Source organism: Blautia luti (assembly GCF_013304735.1).
Taxonomy (GTDB): domain Bacteria; phylum Bacillota; class Clostridia; order Lachnospirales; family Lachnospiraceae; genus Blautia_A.
Window position 1 is genome coordinate 20587 of the sequence record NZ_JAAITI010000008.1, and the last position, 18224, is coordinate 38810.

The 18224-nt window shown below is 39.2% G+C and carries 24 protein-coding genes and 1 pseudogene; 18 read left to right on the forward strand and 7 right to left on the reverse strand.

Going from position 1 to position 18224, the window contains the following annotated elements:
* Positions 1 to 10: 10 nt before the first annotated feature.
* A complete protein-coding gene (locus tag G5B06_RS06190) occupies positions 11 to 196 on the reverse strand; it encodes a cysteine-rich KTR domain-containing protein (protein ID WP_003431289.1) in 186 nt (61 codons plus the stop codon).
* Between the two features lie 398 nt (positions 197 to 594).
* Here G5B06_RS06190 and G5B06_RS06195 point away from each other — a divergent pair, with 398 nt between their 5' ends.
* From G5B06_RS06195 to G5B06_RS06210, 4 genes and pseudogenes are all read left to right on the forward strand, one after another.
* Positions 595 to 951, forward strand: a complete 357-nt coding sequence (locus tag G5B06_RS06195) for a helix-turn-helix transcriptional regulator (RefSeq protein WP_002584957.1) — start codon at positions 595 to 597, stop codon at positions 949 to 951.
* Between the two features lie 201 nt (positions 952 to 1152).
* A pseudogene (locus tag G5B06_RS06200) lies at positions 1153 to 1257 on the forward strand (plasmid mobilization protein); the annotation flags it as partial.
* Between the two features lie 217 nt (positions 1258 to 1474).
* On the forward strand, positions 1475 to 2803 hold the full coding sequence (locus G5B06_RS06205; RefSeq protein ID WP_044924450.1) for an ADP-ribosylglycohydrolase family protein: 1329 nt from the start codon (positions 1475 to 1477) through the stop codon (positions 2801 to 2803).
* Positions 2787 to 3455 (forward strand): SIMPL domain-containing protein, encoded by a 669-nt coding sequence (locus tag G5B06_RS06210; RefSeq protein WP_026648895.1) that lies wholly within the window; start codon positions 2787 to 2789, stop codon positions 3453 to 3455. Before G5B06_RS06205 ends, G5B06_RS06210 begins: the two co-directional genes overlap by 17 nt.
* Positions 3456 to 3521: 66 nt before the next feature.
* On the opposite strand, the gene G5B06_RS06215 is transcribed toward G5B06_RS06210, so the two are convergent.
* On the reverse strand, positions 3522 to 4880 hold the full coding sequence (locus tag G5B06_RS06215; protein WP_026650134.1) for a relaxase/mobilization nuclease domain-containing protein: 1359 nt from the start codon (positions 4878 to 4880) through the stop codon (positions 3522 to 3524).
* A complete protein-coding gene (locus tag G5B06_RS06220) occupies positions 4847 to 5170 on the reverse strand; it encodes a MobC family plasmid mobilization relaxosome protein (RefSeq protein ID WP_026650133.1) in 324 nt (107 codons plus the stop codon). Before G5B06_RS06220 ends, G5B06_RS06215 begins: the two co-directional genes overlap by 34 nt.
* 282 nt (positions 5171 to 5452) lie before the next feature.
* On the opposite strand from G5B06_RS06220, the gene G5B06_RS06225 reads away from it, so the two are divergent.
* Positions 5453 to 6208 carry an 8-oxo-dGTP diphosphatase gene (locus G5B06_RS06225; protein ID WP_049946956.1) on the forward strand — a complete coding sequence of 252 codons (756 nt, stop codon included), beginning with the start codon at positions 5453 to 5455 and terminating at the stop codon, positions 6206 to 6208.
* A 72-nt stretch (positions 6209 to 6280) separates the two neighbouring features.
* Here G5B06_RS06225 and G5B06_RS06230 read toward each other — a convergent pair whose 3' ends face one another.
* The 3 genes from G5B06_RS06230 to G5B06_RS06240 form a co-directional block, all read right to left on the reverse strand.
* Positions 6281 to 6574, reverse strand: coding sequence for a hypothetical protein (locus tag G5B06_RS06230; protein ID WP_026650130.1), 294 nt, complete (start codon positions 6572 to 6574; stop codon positions 6281 to 6283).
* 33 nt (positions 6575 to 6607) lie between these two features.
* Positions 6608 to 7162 (reverse strand): ImmA/IrrE family metallo-endopeptidase, encoded by a 555-nt coding sequence (locus G5B06_RS06235; protein ID WP_026650129.1) that lies wholly within the window; start codon positions 7160 to 7162, stop codon positions 6608 to 6610.
* A gap of 77 nt (positions 7163 to 7239) precedes the next feature.
* A complete protein-coding gene (locus tag G5B06_RS06240) occupies positions 7240 to 7692 on the reverse strand; it encodes a helix-turn-helix domain-containing protein (protein WP_026650128.1) in 453 nt (150 codons plus the stop codon).
* Between the two features lie 194 nt (positions 7693 to 7886).
* Between G5B06_RS06240 and dinB the strand changes: the two genes are divergently transcribed.
* From dinB to G5B06_RS06275, 7 genes are all read left to right on the forward strand, one after another.
* A complete protein-coding gene (gene dinB / locus G5B06_RS06245; RefSeq protein ID WP_044924451.1) occupies positions 7887 to 9131 on the forward strand; it encodes a DNA polymerase IV in 1245 nt (414 codons plus the stop codon).
* 20 nt (positions 9132 to 9151) lie between these two features.
* Complete coding sequence (locus G5B06_RS06250; protein ID WP_026650126.1) at positions 9152 to 9391, forward strand: hypothetical protein; 240 nt, start codon at positions 9152 to 9154, stop codon at positions 9389 to 9391.
* Positions 9392 to 9666: 275 nt separating this feature from the next.
* Positions 9667 to 10212, forward strand: coding sequence for a hypothetical protein (locus tag G5B06_RS06255; RefSeq protein ID WP_026650125.1), 546 nt, complete (start codon positions 9667 to 9669; stop codon positions 10210 to 10212).
* Positions 10213 to 10543: 331 nt separating this feature from the next.
* The gene (locus G5B06_RS06260) at positions 10544 to 11104 is read left to right on the forward strand and encodes a sigma factor-like helix-turn-helix DNA-binding protein (RefSeq protein ID WP_026650124.1); all 561 of its coding nucleotides are present in this window, start codon (positions 10544 to 10546) and stop codon (positions 11102 to 11104) included.
* 105 nt (positions 11105 to 11209) lie between these two features.
* Positions 11210 to 11515 (forward strand): thioredoxin, encoded by a 306-nt coding sequence (trxA, locus tag G5B06_RS06265; RefSeq protein ID WP_028086464.1) that lies wholly within the window; start codon positions 11210 to 11212, stop codon positions 11513 to 11515.
* Between the two features lie 12 nt (positions 11516 to 11527).
* Complete coding sequence (locus G5B06_RS06270) at positions 11528 to 11848, forward strand: rhodanese-like domain-containing protein (RefSeq protein ID WP_161234128.1); 321 nt, start codon at positions 11528 to 11530, stop codon at positions 11846 to 11848.
* Between the two features lies 1 nt (position 11849).
* Complete coding sequence (locus G5B06_RS06275; protein ID WP_073106970.1) at positions 11850 to 13541, forward strand: FAD-dependent oxidoreductase; 1692 nt, start codon at positions 11850 to 11852, stop codon at positions 13539 to 13541.
* Positions 13542 to 13659: 118 nt separating this feature from the next.
* Here the strand turns inward: G5B06_RS06275 and G5B06_RS06280 are convergent, their stop codons facing one another.
* Positions 13660 to 14343 (reverse strand): Crp/Fnr family transcriptional regulator, encoded by a 684-nt coding sequence (locus tag G5B06_RS06280; protein WP_044924472.1) that lies wholly within the window; start codon positions 14341 to 14343, stop codon positions 13660 to 13662.
* Between the two features lie 110 nt (positions 14344 to 14453).
* On the opposite strand from G5B06_RS06280, the gene G5B06_RS06285 reads away from it, so the two are divergent.
* The 6 genes from G5B06_RS06285 (at position 14454) to G5B06_RS06310 (ending at position 18135) form a co-directional block, all read left to right on the forward strand.
* The gene (locus G5B06_RS06285; RefSeq protein WP_028086467.1) at positions 14454 to 15374 is read left to right on the forward strand and encodes a hypothetical protein; all 921 of its coding nucleotides are present in this window, start codon (positions 14454 to 14456) and stop codon (positions 15372 to 15374) included.
* Positions 15375 to 15459: 85 nt separating this feature from the next.
* Entirely contained in the window at positions 15460 to 15786 is a 327-nt protein-coding gene (locus tag G5B06_RS06290) for a hypothetical protein (protein ID WP_222891074.1), read from the forward strand.
* A 119-nt stretch (positions 15787 to 15905) separates the two neighbouring features.
* Complete coding sequence (locus tag G5B06_RS06295) at positions 15906 to 16106, forward strand: 4Fe-4S binding protein (protein WP_222891075.1); 201 nt, start codon at positions 15906 to 15908, stop codon at positions 16104 to 16106.
* The gene (locus G5B06_RS06300; RefSeq protein WP_055195153.1) at positions 16103 to 16687 is read left to right on the forward strand and encodes a 4Fe-4S binding protein; all 585 of its coding nucleotides are present in this window, start codon (positions 16103 to 16105) and stop codon (positions 16685 to 16687) included. Before G5B06_RS06295 ends, G5B06_RS06300 begins: the two co-directional genes overlap by 4 nt.
* A gap of 98 nt (positions 16688 to 16785) precedes the next feature.
* Positions 16786 to 17559: a NifB/NifX family molybdenum-iron cluster-binding protein gene (locus G5B06_RS06305; protein ID WP_055195155.1), complete on the forward strand. Its 774-nt coding sequence runs from the start codon at positions 16786 to 16788 to the stop codon at positions 17557 to 17559.
* A 189-nt stretch (positions 17560 to 17748) separates the two neighbouring features.
* A complete protein-coding gene (locus G5B06_RS06310; RefSeq protein ID WP_044924454.1) occupies positions 17749 to 18135 on the forward strand; it encodes a helix-turn-helix domain-containing protein in 387 nt (128 codons plus the stop codon).
* Positions 18136 to 18224 lie beyond the last annotated feature (89 nt).

Genomic DNA, 18224 nt, shown 5'->3' on the forward strand with positions numbered 1-18224 from the left:
ATCCTTTCTTCTAAATAATAAAAGTTTGTTTTTCTGTATTTTTGATTACAATCTCTAATTTTTCTACATCAATGATATGCGTCAATTTGCATTTAGGGCAGAAAAGAGGAAAATCTTTTAATACAGTATTATGAAATACTTGAACTCTCGTCTTTCCGTTACAAATCGGACATTTTATCCAATATTTTTTAAGCATTATATTTCACTCGTCCTTTTTACACAAAAAAATGCAGGTCAATCCTCAACATGAGCATTGACCTGCATTTATAATGCACAGAGCAGTACAACAAAACTAAGGCATAGCTTGCACTATGTCTATACTATATCTATACGTCGTTAGTTTTTTGTATAGCATCCGCAAAATAAGCATGACAAAAAAGCCCATGTTGAAAATGGGAAAATCCTTTTTTTCAATGCTTATCTAATACGCATGCTATGCAACATAAACGCCGCCTCCTTTTACATAAATTTTATTTTATCAGAAAATCAGTCTACTGTCAATACACAACAGGAAGTATTTAACCTAATGATATGAATTGTGTGGACATATCCAAAAAGAAAGGTGAACTGTAAAATGTAACAGGGTGAATGAAAATGGCAAAAAGACCCGTACCATTGTACGACTTTAAGGCTTTCGGGGCAGCTATAAAAGCCGCGAGAAATGAATACGGCGAGAGCCGCAAAAAGGTAAGCGACGAGTTATATATTTCCCCGCGCTACCTTGCGAATATCGAGAACAAGGGACAACAGCCGAGTTTACAGGTATTCTATGACCTTGTAACCCGGTATCATATTTCGGTAGATCAATTTTTCTTCCCGAACAGCAATGCGGAGAAATCCACCGGGCGGCGGCAGCTTGACGCGCTGCTGGACGGTATGAGCGATAAAGGCATACGGATTGTAACCGCAACAGCAAGGGAGATAACGGAAGTCGAAAAAGCAGAGGATTAACCTCACAATATGAGAAATCGGGAGATTGCAGCGCATGGCGGCTGCAATCTTTTTTTGCGTCCAAAATCAAAGGAACGCGCAACAAATACCGCCTTTCGGTGGGGGTATGGAGTAGATAGCAAGCACAGCAAACGAGTACCCGTTTGCGGAAAATGCTTGTTGGGATAATCCCAAACCCTTATACCGAAAGGCGGTGCGGAAATGGAAAACCGAAAGAGAAATATACAGATGAAGTTTTACGTTACGGAAGAAGAAAAGCGGCTGATCGACGAGAAGATGAAGCAGCTTCCCATAAAGCAGTATGGCAATTTGCGATGTGGCAAGAAAAAAATATGGTACGCCAGTATGGTCAGAACAAAATGAAAAATATTAGAGAAATTAGTGTCGGTGCAATATTGTACCGGCATTTTTATTTTCTGAAAGTGTCGCCCAAACAGCGACCATATGAAGATGCCTTTTAATTATACTCATATTGTAACAGAGAAAGAGAGGTGCCGGAGTAATCCGGGAATTGGAGGCATATATGTACGGAGCAATTTTAGGAGATATTATAGGAAGTCCGTTTGAGTTTGACAGAGGTGATAAAACAAAGAATTTTGATTTGTTTAGTGAAGGCTGTGGCTTTACAGATGATTCTGTTATGACAATAGCAGTTGGAGAAGCTCTCCTGGCAGTCGGACCGGAAGCAGCAGTAAAGAAAATTGAAGATGCGGTAGCATCCAATATGCAGGATTGGGGAAAAAGATATCCACATGCAGGCTATGGTGGATGCTTCAGACATTGGCTTAAAGAAAATAATCCGAAGCCATACGGAAGCTATGGAAATGGTTCAGCCATGAGAGTGTCAGCGGTAGGCTGGCTTTATGATTCGATGGAAAGAACCAGAGAGGTAGCTAGAGCTACAGCGAATGTGACACATAATCATCCAGAAGGTATAAAGGGTGCAGAGTCAACTGCAAGTGCAATATATATGGCAAGGAATGGATCTTCAAAAGAAGAAATCAAAGCTTATATCGAGAGGGAATTTCATTATGATCTGAGTAGAACATTGGATAATATCCGAACCTACTACCATCATGTTGAAAGCTGTCAGGAAACAGTACCAGAGGCAATCATCGCATTTCTGGAATCCAAAGATTTTGAGGATGCCATACGGAATGCAGTATCACTTGGTGGAGATACGGATACGCTTGGTGCTATTACAGGAAGTATTGCAGAAGCATTTTATGGGATCCCAGCTGTGCTGATTGCAGAGTGTAAAAGCCGGATTGATAAGGGACTGATGACGGATGTTCTTGATGAATTTGATCATGTACTTGGCAGGAGCGTGGATACTTATTCAGATGAAGTGGATGAGACACAGGCAAATCAGATGATTGAGGCAGCAATCGACCAGTATTATATTCAGCAGGATAAAAATGGAATGCTGTTATTTATGGAAGTTATGGTAACAAGAATGCAGCAGGCAGGAGAAGTTATTGTTCCATATATCACGGAAAATCCTTTTATGTCGGAAGAACAGATAAGTAAAGTAAAGGCTGGTGACACGATTTCGCTTGACCATGATGTAAGACTTAAAATAGAGACTGTAAAAGATGCTGATGAAAAAGAATGGATTGGAGTATTTACATCTTCTGAAGAGATGCATAAGGGTTCTGCTGGAAATGTGCAGATGAATCAGTCTATTGAATCAATACTTCGTCTGGCACTTAATTGGGAACAGGTGAATGGAATTGTGATTAATCCGTTTGGTAAGTATATTCAGATGACAAAGAAGATGATAGAGCTTTTAATCAATGGGTATGAATATAATGAGAATGAAAGGAAGAGCAAAGATGATGAGAACAATTAAAGTTACAGGAAAAGGGAAAATAGCAGTAAAGCCGGATAAAATCCGGTTATATGTCAACAAGGAAGAACTTTGCAAAGAATATGAAGATACTCTCCGAAGGTCAACAGAAGATACAGAGCTTCTCAAGGATTTGTTTGAGAAACTTGGTTTTCAGAGAAAAGACCTTAAAACAGTATATTTTAATGTCGATACAGAATATGAAAGCTATCAGGACAGAGATAAGAGCTGGAAGCGAAGATTTAAAGGTTATAAGTATAATCACCATATGAAAATAGAGTTTGCAGCTGATAATAAAAGATTAGGGCAAGTCCTTTACGCTTTGGCTCATAGCTCATTAAGGCCAGAGTTTTCTATTGAGTATACAGTGGCAGATGTAGAAAAATGTAAAAATGAGCTGTTACATAAAGCAATCGAGGATTCCATTCAAAAGGCACAGGTGCTTACAACAGCAGCAAATGTGAAATTGGGTGAAATACAGGCAATTGATTATTCTTGGGGAGAGATAGATTTTGTAACAAAGCCATTGAATGAAATGAGATTAATGGAGTGTACGGAATGTGAAATGAGTGCACCGGGAGCATATGATATAGATATTGAGGCAGACGATATTAATGTTACTGATACGGCAACTGTAATATGGGAAATTGCATAAAGAGGAAGATATAAATAGATTAGACGAAAAGCAAGAGGCACCGTTAAAGTAGGTACCTCCTTCTTTTTAGAGAGTTAGCTCTTTTTCTGATATGGGAATTTGCATCTCCGGAGCATTAAGTAGTGCTGTGAAATTCTGTCTAATGATATTCAGTGTCTTCTGCTTTTTCTGCAATTCTTGTTTTTCCCGGACAGTAGCAGCTTGTTCAGATTCAAGATTTTCTATCCTATTCTGGATTTTATTAGAGCTTGGGATTTTGGTAACACCGAGATCCTGAAGCTCTTTTTTTAGTGAATCGTGCAGTTGGTATTCTGCTTGATGTTTGGTTCGGTATGCTTTTGGATTTTTAGCAGATTTGCAATCTTCAATCACTTTTCGGCAGAGACGGTAAGAATCACAGTGTTTTTGAATGATTTTCTGTGTGCTCAGCTCACTGTTGATTTGCGTTATTCTTTGATCAGCCGCTTTAACAGAAGCATCAACATCAGAAACATGCTGTTGGAAATCTTCATAATTCAGCAGGTTATTTTCGGAAAGATAGTTGAAGGTGCGTGCCGCTTCTTTCAGGTTATTTAGTTTTGCCCATCGTTCAAATCCTTCTCGATTGCCGGTCGTAACATAAGTGGAGATATTGATATACAGGCGAGCTTCTCTGGACAGATGCCTTGGAGCTTTTATTTTGTTACGGTTTTTTGCCAAACGGATGCGGACATTTTCTTCTGAATAATAGCTTCCAAGAGATTTCATATAAGTGAAGTTTTTCTGTTCCGGTGCACGGAAGGACAGGTGTTTTCCCTGTCGGACTTCATATCCGGCTAACTGCATTTTTTGTAAAAATTCCTCATAGTTGATGGAAGTCCAGATTGCTTTATCAACTGCAACACGTAGCTTGGCTTTCCAGCTGGTGCCACGATGATATTCCATGTTCTCCTTATAACTTTTGCCTTTTTCTCCGGTTGGCATACTGGTGGCAAGTCCATTTTCATGGCAGATACGATTACTGATCCGGCAGATTTTATGGTAGCTCCGCTTATTGGAAACATACTTGTGATGATCAACAAAACTTGCTGCATTAAAGATGATGTGGTTATGGATATGATTTTTATCAACATGGGTGCTTATCACATATTCATATTTTCCTTTCAGTACTTCGTTTGCAAATTGTTGCCCTAAGCGATGGGCAGTTTCGGCATCAACTTCTCCAGGTTTAAATGACTGGATCAGATGAAATGCCAGGTTATCACCTTTGTCCATTCCATTCTTTTTTGCCATTTCTCTTGTCATAGAAAATTCAAGATCTGCAGTTTCCGGGGAACAGCCAAAACTGGAAACTAACAGTTTTTCTTCTGTTTTATCTGGATTCGTGATGTAGTCCAGAGCTTTCTTGTCTGTTACTTTAATTGGGAAGATCTTAAGATACGCCATAATTCTTTCACCATCTCTTTTAATTCTTGCTTTTCTTCCGGATACAGATCACCGGTGCTGTTTACTTTTTTGGCAATCTGATTAATATTCACACCGATCTTATGCATTTCCTCATACTGTTTCTTCAGTGGAGTGGTATCGGTGTTGACGATGTAACCGTCGATTGCCATTTTACGAAGATAAGCTCCCATATTTTTTGTCTTTGATTCAATCATCTTTCTACGAATAAGCTTTTTTTCTTCTGGGGAAACACAAAACAAAATCTGTATATTTCTTTTTCTCTTTGCCATAGGCAGATTCTCCTTTCTTTGGTTCTTCGAAGTAGTGACTTCTGTGTTTTTAATTTAGGGCAGGGTTCCCTAAATTGCTGGTTTTCCGGAAGTGTATATACACTTCCTGTCCTTGCTATTTACCGGTGGCACAGCCGCCGGAAGAGAGTCTTAAAAAAGAACCCTCTATAAATAAGGTACTGAGAGAAGAAAAAGAGGACATCGAAGCTCAGAAGTATGACGCAAGCATGATTCTGTGGTATAGTAAAATCTGAATGAAAAAGAAGAAAAGAGGTCAAACCGATGTCACGGAAAAACCATAAGATGATAGATGGGAGATTACTGCAAACGAATAAGAAGTATTCCCAGTTAAAAATGAAGCAGAAAGAAAAGATTGCGGAATGGATGTTTCAGGCAACCAGAGATTATTATATGAAAAAATGTACTTTTCCGAGTGACAAACATCTGGAAGAAGTGGTGGATTCTGTTTATGAAAAAATTGAAGATGCAGAAATCTGGATTCCGTATGGAGAGGTCTTCAAGCATTATAAATCCAAACGATCGGATATCAACAAACGTGTCAGAAAATCTCTGAATGAAAAAGAAGAGAGTCAGATTGAGAAGGTCTGTTTTATGAATATGTGTATGATTCAGGATCATAAAGGGAATGTACTGGCTCTGGATAAAGTAAATGATAGCTATACCGGTACAACTTTTCCAGGCGGTCACGTAGAAGCAAATGAGATTTTTCAGAAATCTATGATTCGGGAAGTCTGGGAAGAAACAGGACTTACGGTTGAAGCACCGAAGCTTGGAGGATTATATCATTGGCATAAGAGCGGAGTGCACTATGTTATTACCTTGTATAAAGCGGATAAGTTTACCGGAGAATTAAAGAGTTCTGAGGAAGGAAGAGTTTATTGGATTCCGCTGGAAGAGTTAAAAACAAAAGAACTTGCTACAGGTATGGAACACGTTTTGCGGATTCTGGAATCAGAGAAGGTGGACGAGTGCTATATGCATCTGGAAGCAGATGGATATGTGGGAGACTTGTATTAAAGAATTACATGAGAAATGGCTGCCTGCTCATTGGAGAAAAGACAGCCATTCTTTATAAGATACATCATTCATCTATTCTGTTTTTTGCGGTTCGTTTTTGGAAGTGAAATTAATATATTTGGCACGTTGTAAAATTGAAATAACTGCATCAATGCTTTCAGGATTGGAGAAGCTCATGATAAAAGGTTCTTCTTTAAATTCCATGGGTTCGAACCCAGGATTCTGATCTGGATTCTTGAGTATATGGATGGGACGTGCACTCTGATTATAAAATGCCAGTTGTGCGGAATCTGTAGTGTTACCGATGACACCAATGCCTACATCCCCTTTTCCAAAGTCTATTCTATGTTTATTTAAGTTGATCATTTTCAAAAATCTCCTTTTTCAAAAATAGCATATTTAGTAATTTTCTATTATTCCCGAAGTAGGGATATCTTTTAAAAAGTCACTGTTGGAAGTAATCGGAGAATCTACAATCTGAACGCCGCTTCGTTTCATCATTCGGAATTTGAAATCAAGAAGTTCCGGTGGAACTTTCAGTTCTGCGGCAGCCTGGAAAAAGGACATATCAGCGTTAAGCATCTCCAGGACATCTTCATCTTCCAGAAGATAATCAGCGGCAAAGCAATTCGCTTCATATTCACATTGTGACACTCCATCGAATAATTCAAAATCATGAAAACACTTGATCTGAAGGGGTTTCTGATGAAGGAGTGCGTGACCGATCTCGTGGATCAGGATAATCTGCTGTATGATTTCCGGTAGGTCGCAGTTAATGACGATGCAGGTCTTTCGACATTCCCGCATACAGAAGCCTTTGCAACAGTTTGGATCAGTTCCAAGCGGAAGCTTTTTAACAATAATATGCATAGCGGCTGCAAGGCGGTACGGATCACTTTCCTGATATTTTGCTTTTACTTTATTAACAGTGTCTCTTATACATTTTGAACTCATAAAAACACCTCGATATTTCATAAGATAGTTTGCTGCAAGTATAGAGTAGCAAAAGTGCTGTACGAAAATACGGACACCTATGAATCACTTTCCATTTCAGTGTTTTTCTTTTTCCGTCCAAATGTCTTTTTGGCTTCCATCTTACAGGAAAGATATGCTTTGGTTACAGCCTGATAGAAAGCATCTTTTGCTTCTTCGTCGAGTTCGCCACCAGCAAAAAGAGCACGGTTGGCTTCGAGAATCTCATTGATGTCCCTGGCTCCTTTTTCACCAAGCTGTCCATTGACTTCATCAATATAATCCATTTTTTCAATTCCGTAAGAAGGATCTGTGATCTCATCATGTTTCAAATAATCGTAAGAGACATTCAATGCATGAGCGAGCTTTCTCATAGTAGAGATTCGTGCGATGGTGCCGGAACTTTCATAAGCTGCGATCGCACGCTGGGATACGCCGACCAGTTCTGCAAGTTCTTTTTGTGTCAGATGATTTTGTTCTCGTTGATATTTAATCTTGTCTGAAAAATTCATAGTGGGATCCTTTCCAAGTTTTTGAAATCGTAACTTCATCAACTTTATAAAAACTATTGACAGAGTTCATTATCACGTATAAAATACAAACAAATGTTCGTGAAGTTAGTAGAAATTATAATCTATAAACTTCACAAAGTCAATATGAAGCAAAGAACTTTTATTATGATTTTTAAGACTGGTAGGTGAATGTTATGAGCAGGACAATTCTTCATTCAGATATGAATTGCTTTTACGCAAGTGTTGAGATGCTGCATCATCCAGAACTTGCCGGGAAGCCGATGGCAGTCGGTGGTGATCCGGAAGCAAGACATGGAATTGTGCTGACTGCAAACTATATTGCGAAGCGAGCCGGAGTAAAAACAGGCATGGCATTGTGGCAGGCAAGACAGGTTTGCCCAGAAATAATCTTTGTACCGCCTCGCATGGATCTTTATTTGAGGTTTTCCAGAATGGCACAGGAGATTTACAGTGAATACACAGATCAGAGAGAACCATTTGGGATTGATGAAAGCTGGCTGGATGTGACCGCCAGTACTTCTATCAAGGGAGACGGAATGAAGATTGCAAAAGAGATCAGCAGTCGGATTAAATATGAACTGGGGGTTACCGTAAGTATTGGTGTTTCCTGGAATAAGATATTTGCAAAGCTCGGTTCTGATTATAAAAAGCCGGATGCCATTACAGAGTTTTCCAAAGACAATTACAAGGATATTGCATGGAAACTTCCAGTAGGTGATTTACTCATGGTCGGAAGAAGCACTGAACGGACGATGAAGAAACTTGGCATTTGTACAATCGGAGATCTGGCAGGAGCAGAACCTTCTATATTAGAAACATATCTTGGAAAGATGGGATTGGTACTTCATACCTTTGCAAATGGATGGGATGAAACTCCAGTTTTGGTAGAAGGATATAAAGTACCGATCAAGTCTATCGGGAACAGTACAACAACGCCAAGAGATCTTGTTAGTGAATTGGACGTGAAGATTATTTTGATGGCTCTTTCAGAAAGTGTAGGAGCCAGGCTTCGTGAAAATGGTTTTCAATGCAGGACAGTAGAAATCTCGATTCGGGATAATGGATTGTATCATTTCACGAGACAGTGCAAGTTGGACAGGGCAAGTAATCTTACAGAAGAAATTGCCAGAACTGCATTTGAGTTATTCCAGAAAAACTATAATTGGGAACATCCAATTCGTAGTCTTGGTGTTCGAGGATGTGATCTGGTATCAGAAGAGATGCCGTATCAGCTTGATTTATTTATGGATGAAACGAAGAGAGAAAAAATCAAAAAGATGGACCAGGTGGTAGATGAGATCCGTGGAAGGTTTGGCTATCAGAGTATTCAGAGAGCATTTATGTATCAGGATAAGATACTGGCACAGCTGAATGCTAAGGAACATACGGTTCATCCACAGGCATATTTTCATGGATAGGAGAGAGCAGGTGTTTTGTAATGACAGCTAAAGTGTATGTAGATGTCCTGGCAGTATTCAGCCGGGAAGGAGAATTGATCCCTACAGCGTTTGTCTGGGAAGATGGACGTAAGTATGCGATTGATAAGGTTTCAAAACCGGAGCGTTGTGCCAGCCGAAAAGCTGGCGGAACCGGATATCGTTATACCTGTCAGGTGGGTGGAAAAATCTGTCATCTGACTTATGAAGAAAATTATAAATGGTTTATGGAACGTAAATAACGGCGTCCTAAAAGGGAGCCCTGAATCAGGGCCCCCTTTGGAGAGATAGATATTCGATGAGAACATCAGCAGTCGGGGATACATCCTTTCCCGTGAGAACCGATTGCTTTCAATAGATCATACAGTTGCCGATCAGCCAGAAATAGAAGCTATCCCACAGCGGATATTTCTGCGGAATCTGCATGAAGAGATGTTAGGACAGTGACAGACTGTGAATGGAACAAACAATACAATGATTGGTCTGGCTGCGGAAGCGGTCGGGAAGGAGGACAATTATGCAGAGAATACAGGATATGTTTATCAATATGGAAGAAGTGGCAGAGGATGCTTATAAGAATACGGAATTATTGCTGAGTCAGTATACTAAAGTAATGTTCCGTATTGAGAAGAACCTTGTGGATATAGATTATGAAATGTATGCAGAGGAAGGGAAGCATCTGAAGGAAATGTTATATGATCTGGTAGATTTCGATGCGACTGCAGAGAAACGCAGAATCCAGGAAAAGCTTCTGAATAATGATATGAATCTCTGTTTGCTGGAAATCATGAGAGATTCCCTGATAGCTTTGAGGGATTATCCAAAAAATGGACAGCTGTATTATCGGCTTTTGAAATATAGATATTTTGAAGCAGGAAATACCAATGAAGATGTGATGCTGATGCTGGATGATATGCCAAGCACTACTTATTATCGAAACCGTAAGAAAGCAATCCGTTTGTATGCAACAATGCTCTGGGCATTTACACGTCCGGAAAAGATACAGAATAAGATGGAGGAAATAAACTGGAAGAAAAGTGGAAGTAAAGTGGCAGTGAACTGACAGTAAACTGGCATGTGAATGGTATTACAATGAAAATACGTGCATGTTAGAATTGATATGCTGAGAGAAATAGACCTTCGCAGACGTAATGTTTGCGGAGGTTTTTCTTTTCTCAAATTTTAAGGCGTCAGGCTGTGCCCGGAAGGGCATGGCCTTTTTTTATACCCAAAAACAGGTTGCAGATTTGAAAAAGCTTCCTTTTTAACAGGTAGATGCCGGAAAGGAAGAGCATATCAAGATGCAGGGAAGAGGCAGGCATTATGCCAGATATCCATGATTTTCGATTTGTCACAAATCAAATCAACAAAAACGACAAATCGGAGAAACAATCATGGAAGAAAGAAAATACACATTTTACGACAGATATCAGAAGGTGAAATACGCTAATATTACAGCAGAAGAGCTGGAAGTTCTTAATATTTTTTATAATAAGGAACATTATATGTTTGATCAGCAGCATCAGAGAAATAATACAGTATTATTTTGTGGATTAGAATCAGAAAACGGTTGTGCGACAGACTTTATCGCAGATAGTGGACGTGACATTGCATCGGATATTACAACTGAGATCTTCTTTAAAGAACTCTTCAGCGATCTGACAGAGAAAGAAAAGAAAATCGTGAGCGATTATTTTATCATGGGAAAACAGGTTAAAGAAACAGCAGAGGAACTGGGCATCAGCACACGTCAGGTGAGTAGAGACAAGAACAGTGCTTTGGCAAAAATGTTGAAGAGGATGAAAGCAGCTGGATATGAATCATATGCTGAGGCGGCAGGTGCATTTCTGCAGGAAAGCGATTATATTCCAACACAGATGGAGACACAGAACTCGATTATGAAGAAAAGGACCGGAGAAGTGAGACTGCCATCAGATCATAAGATGAAAAAATAAATTAGTTAAAAATTAATCATGATAATAATGTGATGATATCACAGAAAACAAATGAATTTCAGATTATAATAAAGCCACAAAAGAAAAAACAAGGAGGACTGTAAAATGTCTGCTATTAATATCAATAAAAATAATTTTCAGAATGAAATAATGGATTCCGAGAAAACCGTTCTTTTAGACTTTTGGGCTCCTTGGTGTGCTCCTTGTCGTATGGTGGCTCCTATCATAGAGGAGATAGCAAGTGAACGCCCTGATATCAAAGTTGGAAAGATCAATGTGGATGAGCAGCCAGAACTGGCAAGTAAATTTGGTATTATGAGTATTCCAACTTTGGTGGTTATGAAGAATGGGAAGATTGTAACAAAAGTTTCAGGGGCAAGACCTAAGAAGGCAATCTTAGAGATGCTTTAAGGAGGTGCGTTAATGGGATTTTTTGATTTTTTAAAACAGGCGAATATTAATCAAGGGATAGAGGAATATAAAAAGACTGCTGGTGCAGCTCTGCTGGATGTTCGTACGCCGCAGGAATATCAGGAAGGGCATATACCAGAAAGTAAAAATGTGCCATTGCAACAACTTAACAATGTTGTTTCGGTAGTGAAGAATACAGAAATACCGCTGTTTGTATACTGTTATTCCGGAGCCCGAAGTCGTCAAGCAACTGGGATGTTGCAACGAATGGGATATTCTAAAGTAAATAATATTGGTGGCATTGCTGCTTATTCAGGAAAGGTGGAAAAATAAGATGAAGGTAATAATCGTAGGCGGTGTAGCCGGAGGAGCTACAGCTGCAGCAAGAATACGAAGATTGGATGAACATGCAGAAATTACTGTGTTTGAAAGATCCGGATACATATCCTATGCGAATTGTGGGCTTCCATATTATATCGGAGACGTGATCACAGACCCGGAAGAACTTACACTACAGACACCAGAGAGTTTTTTTAAACGATTCCGTATTAACATGAAAATTCATCATGAAGTTATCTCCATACATCCGGAACGAAAAACGGTTTCAGTGAAAAATTTAGAGAATGGTGAGATATTTGAAGAAAACTATGATAAGCTGATCCTCTCTCCAGGTGCAAAGCCAACACAGCCGAGACTTCCCGGAGTAGGTATGGATAAACTTTTTACACTTCGTACTGTAGAAGACACTTTTCGGATAAAGGAATATATAAATAAGAATCATCCAAAATCGGCTGTATTGGCAGGTGGCGGTTTTATTGGTCTGGAACTGGCAGAAAATTTGAGGGAGCTTGGCATGGATGTTACAATTGTCCAGCGGCCTAAGCAGCTGATGAACCCATTTGACCCGGATATGGCATCCATGATCCATAATGAAATGAGAAAGCATGGGATAAAACTGGTACTGGGCTATACAGTAGAAGGATTTAAAGAAAAGGACAATGGAGTAGAGGTTCTATTAAAAGATAATCCATCCCTTCAGGCTGATATGGTGGTGCTGGCAATCGGAGTTACACCAGACACAGCATTAGCAAAAGAAGCTGGTCTGGAACTTGGCATCAAGGGAAGTATCGTAGTGAATGACAGAATGGAAACTTCTGTACCGGATATTTATGCAGCAGGTGATGCAGTTCAGGTAAAACATTATGTTACGGGTGATGATGCGCTGATCTCTTTGGCCGGACCAGCCAACAAGCAGGGCAGGATCATCGCTGATAATATTTGTGGTGGTGACAGCCGTTACCTGGGCAGTCAGGGAAGCTCCGTTATCAAAGTATTTGATATGACAGCAGCCACTACAGGTATCAATGAAACCAATGCCAAAAAGTCAGGATTAGATGTAGATACAGTAATTCTTTCTCCTATGAGTCATGCCGGTTACTATCCTGGTGGAAAAGTGATGACCATGAAGGTGGTTTTTGAAAAAGAGACTTATCGTTTGCTTGGTGCTCAGATTATTGGATATGAAGGAGTTGATAAACGTATTGATGTGCTGGCAACAGCAATTCATGCAGGGCTGAAGGCAACCCAGCTGAAAGATCTGGATCTTGCATATGCACCGCCGTATTCCTCTGCCAAGGATCCTGTAAATATGGCAGGATTCATGATAGACAATATAGCAAAAGGTACCTTAAAACAATGGCATCTGGAAGATATGGATAAGATTTCTAAAGATAAAAGTGTTGTATTGCTGGATGTGAGAACTGTAGGTGAGTTTAACAGGGGGCATATGGATGGATTCAGAAATATTCCTGTAGATGAACTAAGGGAACGTATCAATGAAATTGAGAAGGGAAAGCCTGTTTACTTGATATGCCAAAGTGGTCTGCGCAGCTACATTGCCAGCCGTATTCTGGAAGGAAACGGTTATGAAACATACAACTTCTCCGGTGGATTCCGCTTCTATGATGCAGTGGTTAATGACCGTGCGTTGATTGAAAGGGCATATGCATGTGGTATGGATTATTAAAAAATAATCACAATAATTTTATAATTTACTTGTAGCGTAAAAAGATCCCCCATTTATTAGAATGACTTTCACAATTCTGATAAATGGAGGATTCTTTAGATGTCATAGAAAAACAGTTTTATGATCTTTGTAGTGTTTCCAGTCTTTTCGAATCAAGGATGGTGATTTTGCCGCGTGAGAGTTTGACGAGACCATCGCCCTGAAAGTATCGAAGCATTCGAGTGATCACTTCCCTGTGGGAACCAAGATGGTTTGCGATAGTTTCGTGAGTGATTTTCAGTTCATTTGTTCCTTCGATAGAGGTCTCTTCTAAAAGAAATGAAGCAACACGCTTATCCAAACTCTTCCACATGATCTGTTCAATCAGCCACATGACATCAGAAAAACGGCTAGCCATTAATTCATTGGTATAGTTTGCGACGGGAGCCGATTCCTTCATGATGTCCTTATAGATTTCAGCAGGGATGATCCAAAGATCAGTATCTTTTTCTGCTTCAATGGTTACTTCAAATTGAATGGACTGCATGATACATGAGGCGGATAAAAGACACATATCCATATCGAACAGGCGGTAAAGTGTAATTTCTCGTCCTTCATCTGAAAGTATGTAAGTTCGAAGCTGCCCGGATTTAACCAGTAATAATCCAGTACAATCCAGGTTTCCGTTGTGAATGATCGTTCCTTTTTTTACATCCCGTGTAATCAAATTGTCTGAAATTACTTTTTTCTGTGCTGTATTTAAGTCATTCCATAGTGGAAAATAATTTTCGAAGCTCATAACAGTTATCTCCTTTACGAACATAGTATACTTACTTTTTTTAGATGCGTCAATTATATAATTGACATATGCCATAAATAAAAATATACTGACTATAGTACATGACTGTTGTGAATATGAGGGAGGGATAAATAATGCAGGGAGATGTCAGTTTTACATTTTTGGACCGAATTGAAGAAGTAGAACTGAATATTGTAGATAGACGATGGCAGTCTGCACTGGCATTGGCATTGACTTTGCCAGATATTTGCGGAGGTATTGCTTTCCCGGAAATTGTTAAACATTATCGAGATGGCCGGGTTATGCTGGATCGGCAAAAGAATCCGACCCGTGATGTGGGAACCCAGTATATTCGCTGGTTTGATGAATATGCAGGGGACTACTTTAAACTATCTCAATCCGATGAAAAGCCATATATTTGCGGAGAACGCTGTTGGCAGCTTCGATGTGAATATCTTCATCAAAATAAAGGATTTTTGAATGATGAAAATAATATACGCTTTCATCTTGGACTAAACTGTGGAATGTCAGTTTGTCAGTTGGAAAGTATGAACATACAGGAGAACGGAAACGATATTCGTATAGACATAGAACAGTTTTGTCTGAGGATGTGCAAGGCAGCAAAGAGTTATTATGATAAAGTTCATTTGGAAAAAGACTTTAGTCTCTATAATACACCAGTTTTGGATTTTATTCAGGTAACACAAAAAAAGAAAGCTGCTTCTATTATTGCACTGGTCTGTGGCAGTGAACGTTATGCAAAAGGATTAAAAGAAACATTGCAATTTATTTCAGATCAGATCATGCTGTTTTACACACCGGAAAGTGCTAAAACAAGATTAGGCAGACATAAGCCGGATCTTTGGATTGTTACCGAAGATATGACGAGCCAACCGAATCAGCCATGGCGTGCGGACAGGACAACACCTGTAATTTTAATCACAGGCAATCCTGATGCTGTTGAAATTAAAAAGAATTCAGGAAAACTAACTGTTCTTTCTATGCCATTATCAATAGTTGATTTGCGGAAAACCGTCGAAATATATGTGTCGTGAGGAGAAGTTTATGCTGTACATAATACTATTATTTGTATTTGTAGTTGTATATTTGATGATGCTTATGCGGAGACAGAAAGAAAAGATGAGCGAAATTAAAATACAAATAGATCAACTGCAAGCACAACATGATCGATTGCAGAAAGAAAGGGATCAGTTACAAGAACGGATGAATCATCTGGAAGAGCAACGAGAACACTTGCAAATGCAAACAGACCAGGCATTTCGGAGTGCTGATGAAATCGAGAAAATTTACGATGAGATATGGAATCATGCTAATACCATTCACCTTTACTCTTCGTTAGCTGAAGAAGAAAGCAAATCTATAACAATGAAAGAAAAACAAAAAGAAATTATTCGAACAACTGAGGAAATTCTAAACATCATATATAAATATAAAGGTAATGTATAATAAAAATATGTCATTGTAATGATTAGCGTTCAAGGTAAATTCTTATGTAATAATATCACAGAAGGATTTACCTTTTTCAGGTACAATAGAGATACAAAATTTGAAAGGGGAACAAAGCATTGGCAAAAAGAATGGCAAGTGTCGATAAAAAAAGATGTGTTGCCTGCGGAGTATGTGAAAATACTTGTCCGCTGGCAGCTGTCAAAGTTTACCATGGATGTTATGCTGTGGTAGAAGAAACAGTGTGTGTAGGATGTGGAAAATGTGCAAAGTCCTGTCCGGCAGGTTGTATTGAAATGAAAGAGAGGACAGCGATGTGAAGAAAAAGAAACATTGGTATGATTATTTATGGATATGGGCGATCCTTTATTTTGCTCTCGGTTTTTTTAATATTTTGTTTGCTTGGTTTGGGATGATTGATTTCCTGTTGCCGTTAGGAATAGCGATATTCGGTGAAAATAAATTTTTCTGTAATCATTTGTGTGGACGTGGCCAGCTTTTTAGTAAGCTCGGTGGGGATTTAAAATGCTCAAGAAATAAACCAACCCCGCGATGGATGAGTTCAAAATGGTTCCGATACGGCTTTTTGATATTTTTCCTTACAATGTTTGGGAATATGGTATTTCAGACATATTTAGTTGGTGCCGGATCATCATCCTTGCGTGAAGCCATCAAATTATTCTGGACCTTCCGTGTTCCGTGGGGATGGACATACACTGCCGGAACAGTAGCTGATTGGGTGGCACAGTTTAGTTTTGGATTTTATAGTTTGATGCTTACATCTTTGTTGTTAGGGTTGATCGTAATGGTGTTATATAAGCCACGAACCTGGTGTACATTTTGTCCAATGGGAACAATGACGCAGGGTATCTGTAAATTAAAAAATAATGAAAAGAAGTAATACTATAAGGTGATTCATAAAAGGCATATGTCAAAAACATTATTGACATATGCCTTTTATAGGGCTATTATATAAGAAAAGCGAGAAAGGAGCAGTTTATGCCGAGACCAGTAAAATGCAGAAAAGTCTGTCATTTCCCCAATGTTTTAGAATTTCTTCCGGCAGATGATACTGAGAAAAAAACACCCATTGTTCTAACGGTAGATGAGTACGAGACAATCCGTCTTTTGGACAAGAAAGGTTACAGTCAGGAGCAGTGTGCAGCATCTATGCAAGTCGCAAGAACAACGGTCCAGCGAATTTACGAGATCGCCAGGAAAAAGATCGCAGATGCACTTATCGACGGGCATCCACTCAAAATTGAGGGCGGAGATTTCAGAATCTGTGACGGTCAGAGCGGCAACTGCAGCTTTGGAGGATGTTACAAACAGGAAATTTACAAAAAATATGCAGCAGAAAAAGGAGAAGGTATCATGAGAATAGCAGTAACATATGAAAATGGACAGATTTTCCAGCACTTTGGACACACAGAGACATTTAAGATTTACGATGTAGAGGAAGGAAAAGTAGTACATTCAGAAGTAGTAGATACGAATGGAAGTGGACATGGCGCATTGGCAGGAGTTCTTAATGCATTGAATGCAGACGTTTTGATTTGTGGCGGAATTGGAGGCGGCGCACAGACAGCGTTAGCGGCAGCAGGCATCAAGCTTTTCGGAGGAGTTTCCGGAGATGCGGATGAAGCAGTAGAAGCTTTTATCAATGAAACACTTGAGTATAATCCGGATGTGAAATGTTCTCATCACGAGCACAACAACGGGGAAGGACATACATGTGGCGAGCATGGATGTGGAAGCCACAGTTGTCATTAAGAAGTGAGATTGCCATCGGATCATAAGATGAAAAAATAAAAGGTATTGATCTATAAAGAGGGAAGGGAACCCGCATCATCAAATTTGCTTGTGATGTCGGGTTCTCTTTTTATTTGCATAATGATATACTTTTATTGTGGTTAGAAAAATAAAGCATGTACAAAACTCATAGGAGAAAGATGTATACTTATGACAACATTTGGTGATAAAATTAGGAAGTTGCGAAAAGAGAAAAAAATGACTCAACAAAAGCTGGGTGATATGGTGGGCGTTTCTCATAGAACAATTCGATCTTGGGAAGTTGAAGGACGATATCCGAAGCAGAGTAGTTTATATCAAAAACTGGCAGATGCATTTCAGTGTCAGGTTTCTTATCTTATGAATGATAATGAAACCGTGTGCTTGGGTAATGATGAGCCAAGTGAATATGCTGGTGCTAAACAGGCAAGGCAGATTCTTGAACAGGTAGCTGCTTTATTTGCCAGTGGAACTATGACCAATGAGGACAAAACTATTTTCATGGATGAGATGACGAGACTTTATCTGGCATCAAAAAAGAACAGAAGAAAATGGTAAGAAGAAATGAACTGTTTTGTTTTCTTGCTTGATAGAAAAGAAGAATAGAACGTATAATAGTGTTAATGATCCAGAGAAGATTGCTCTGG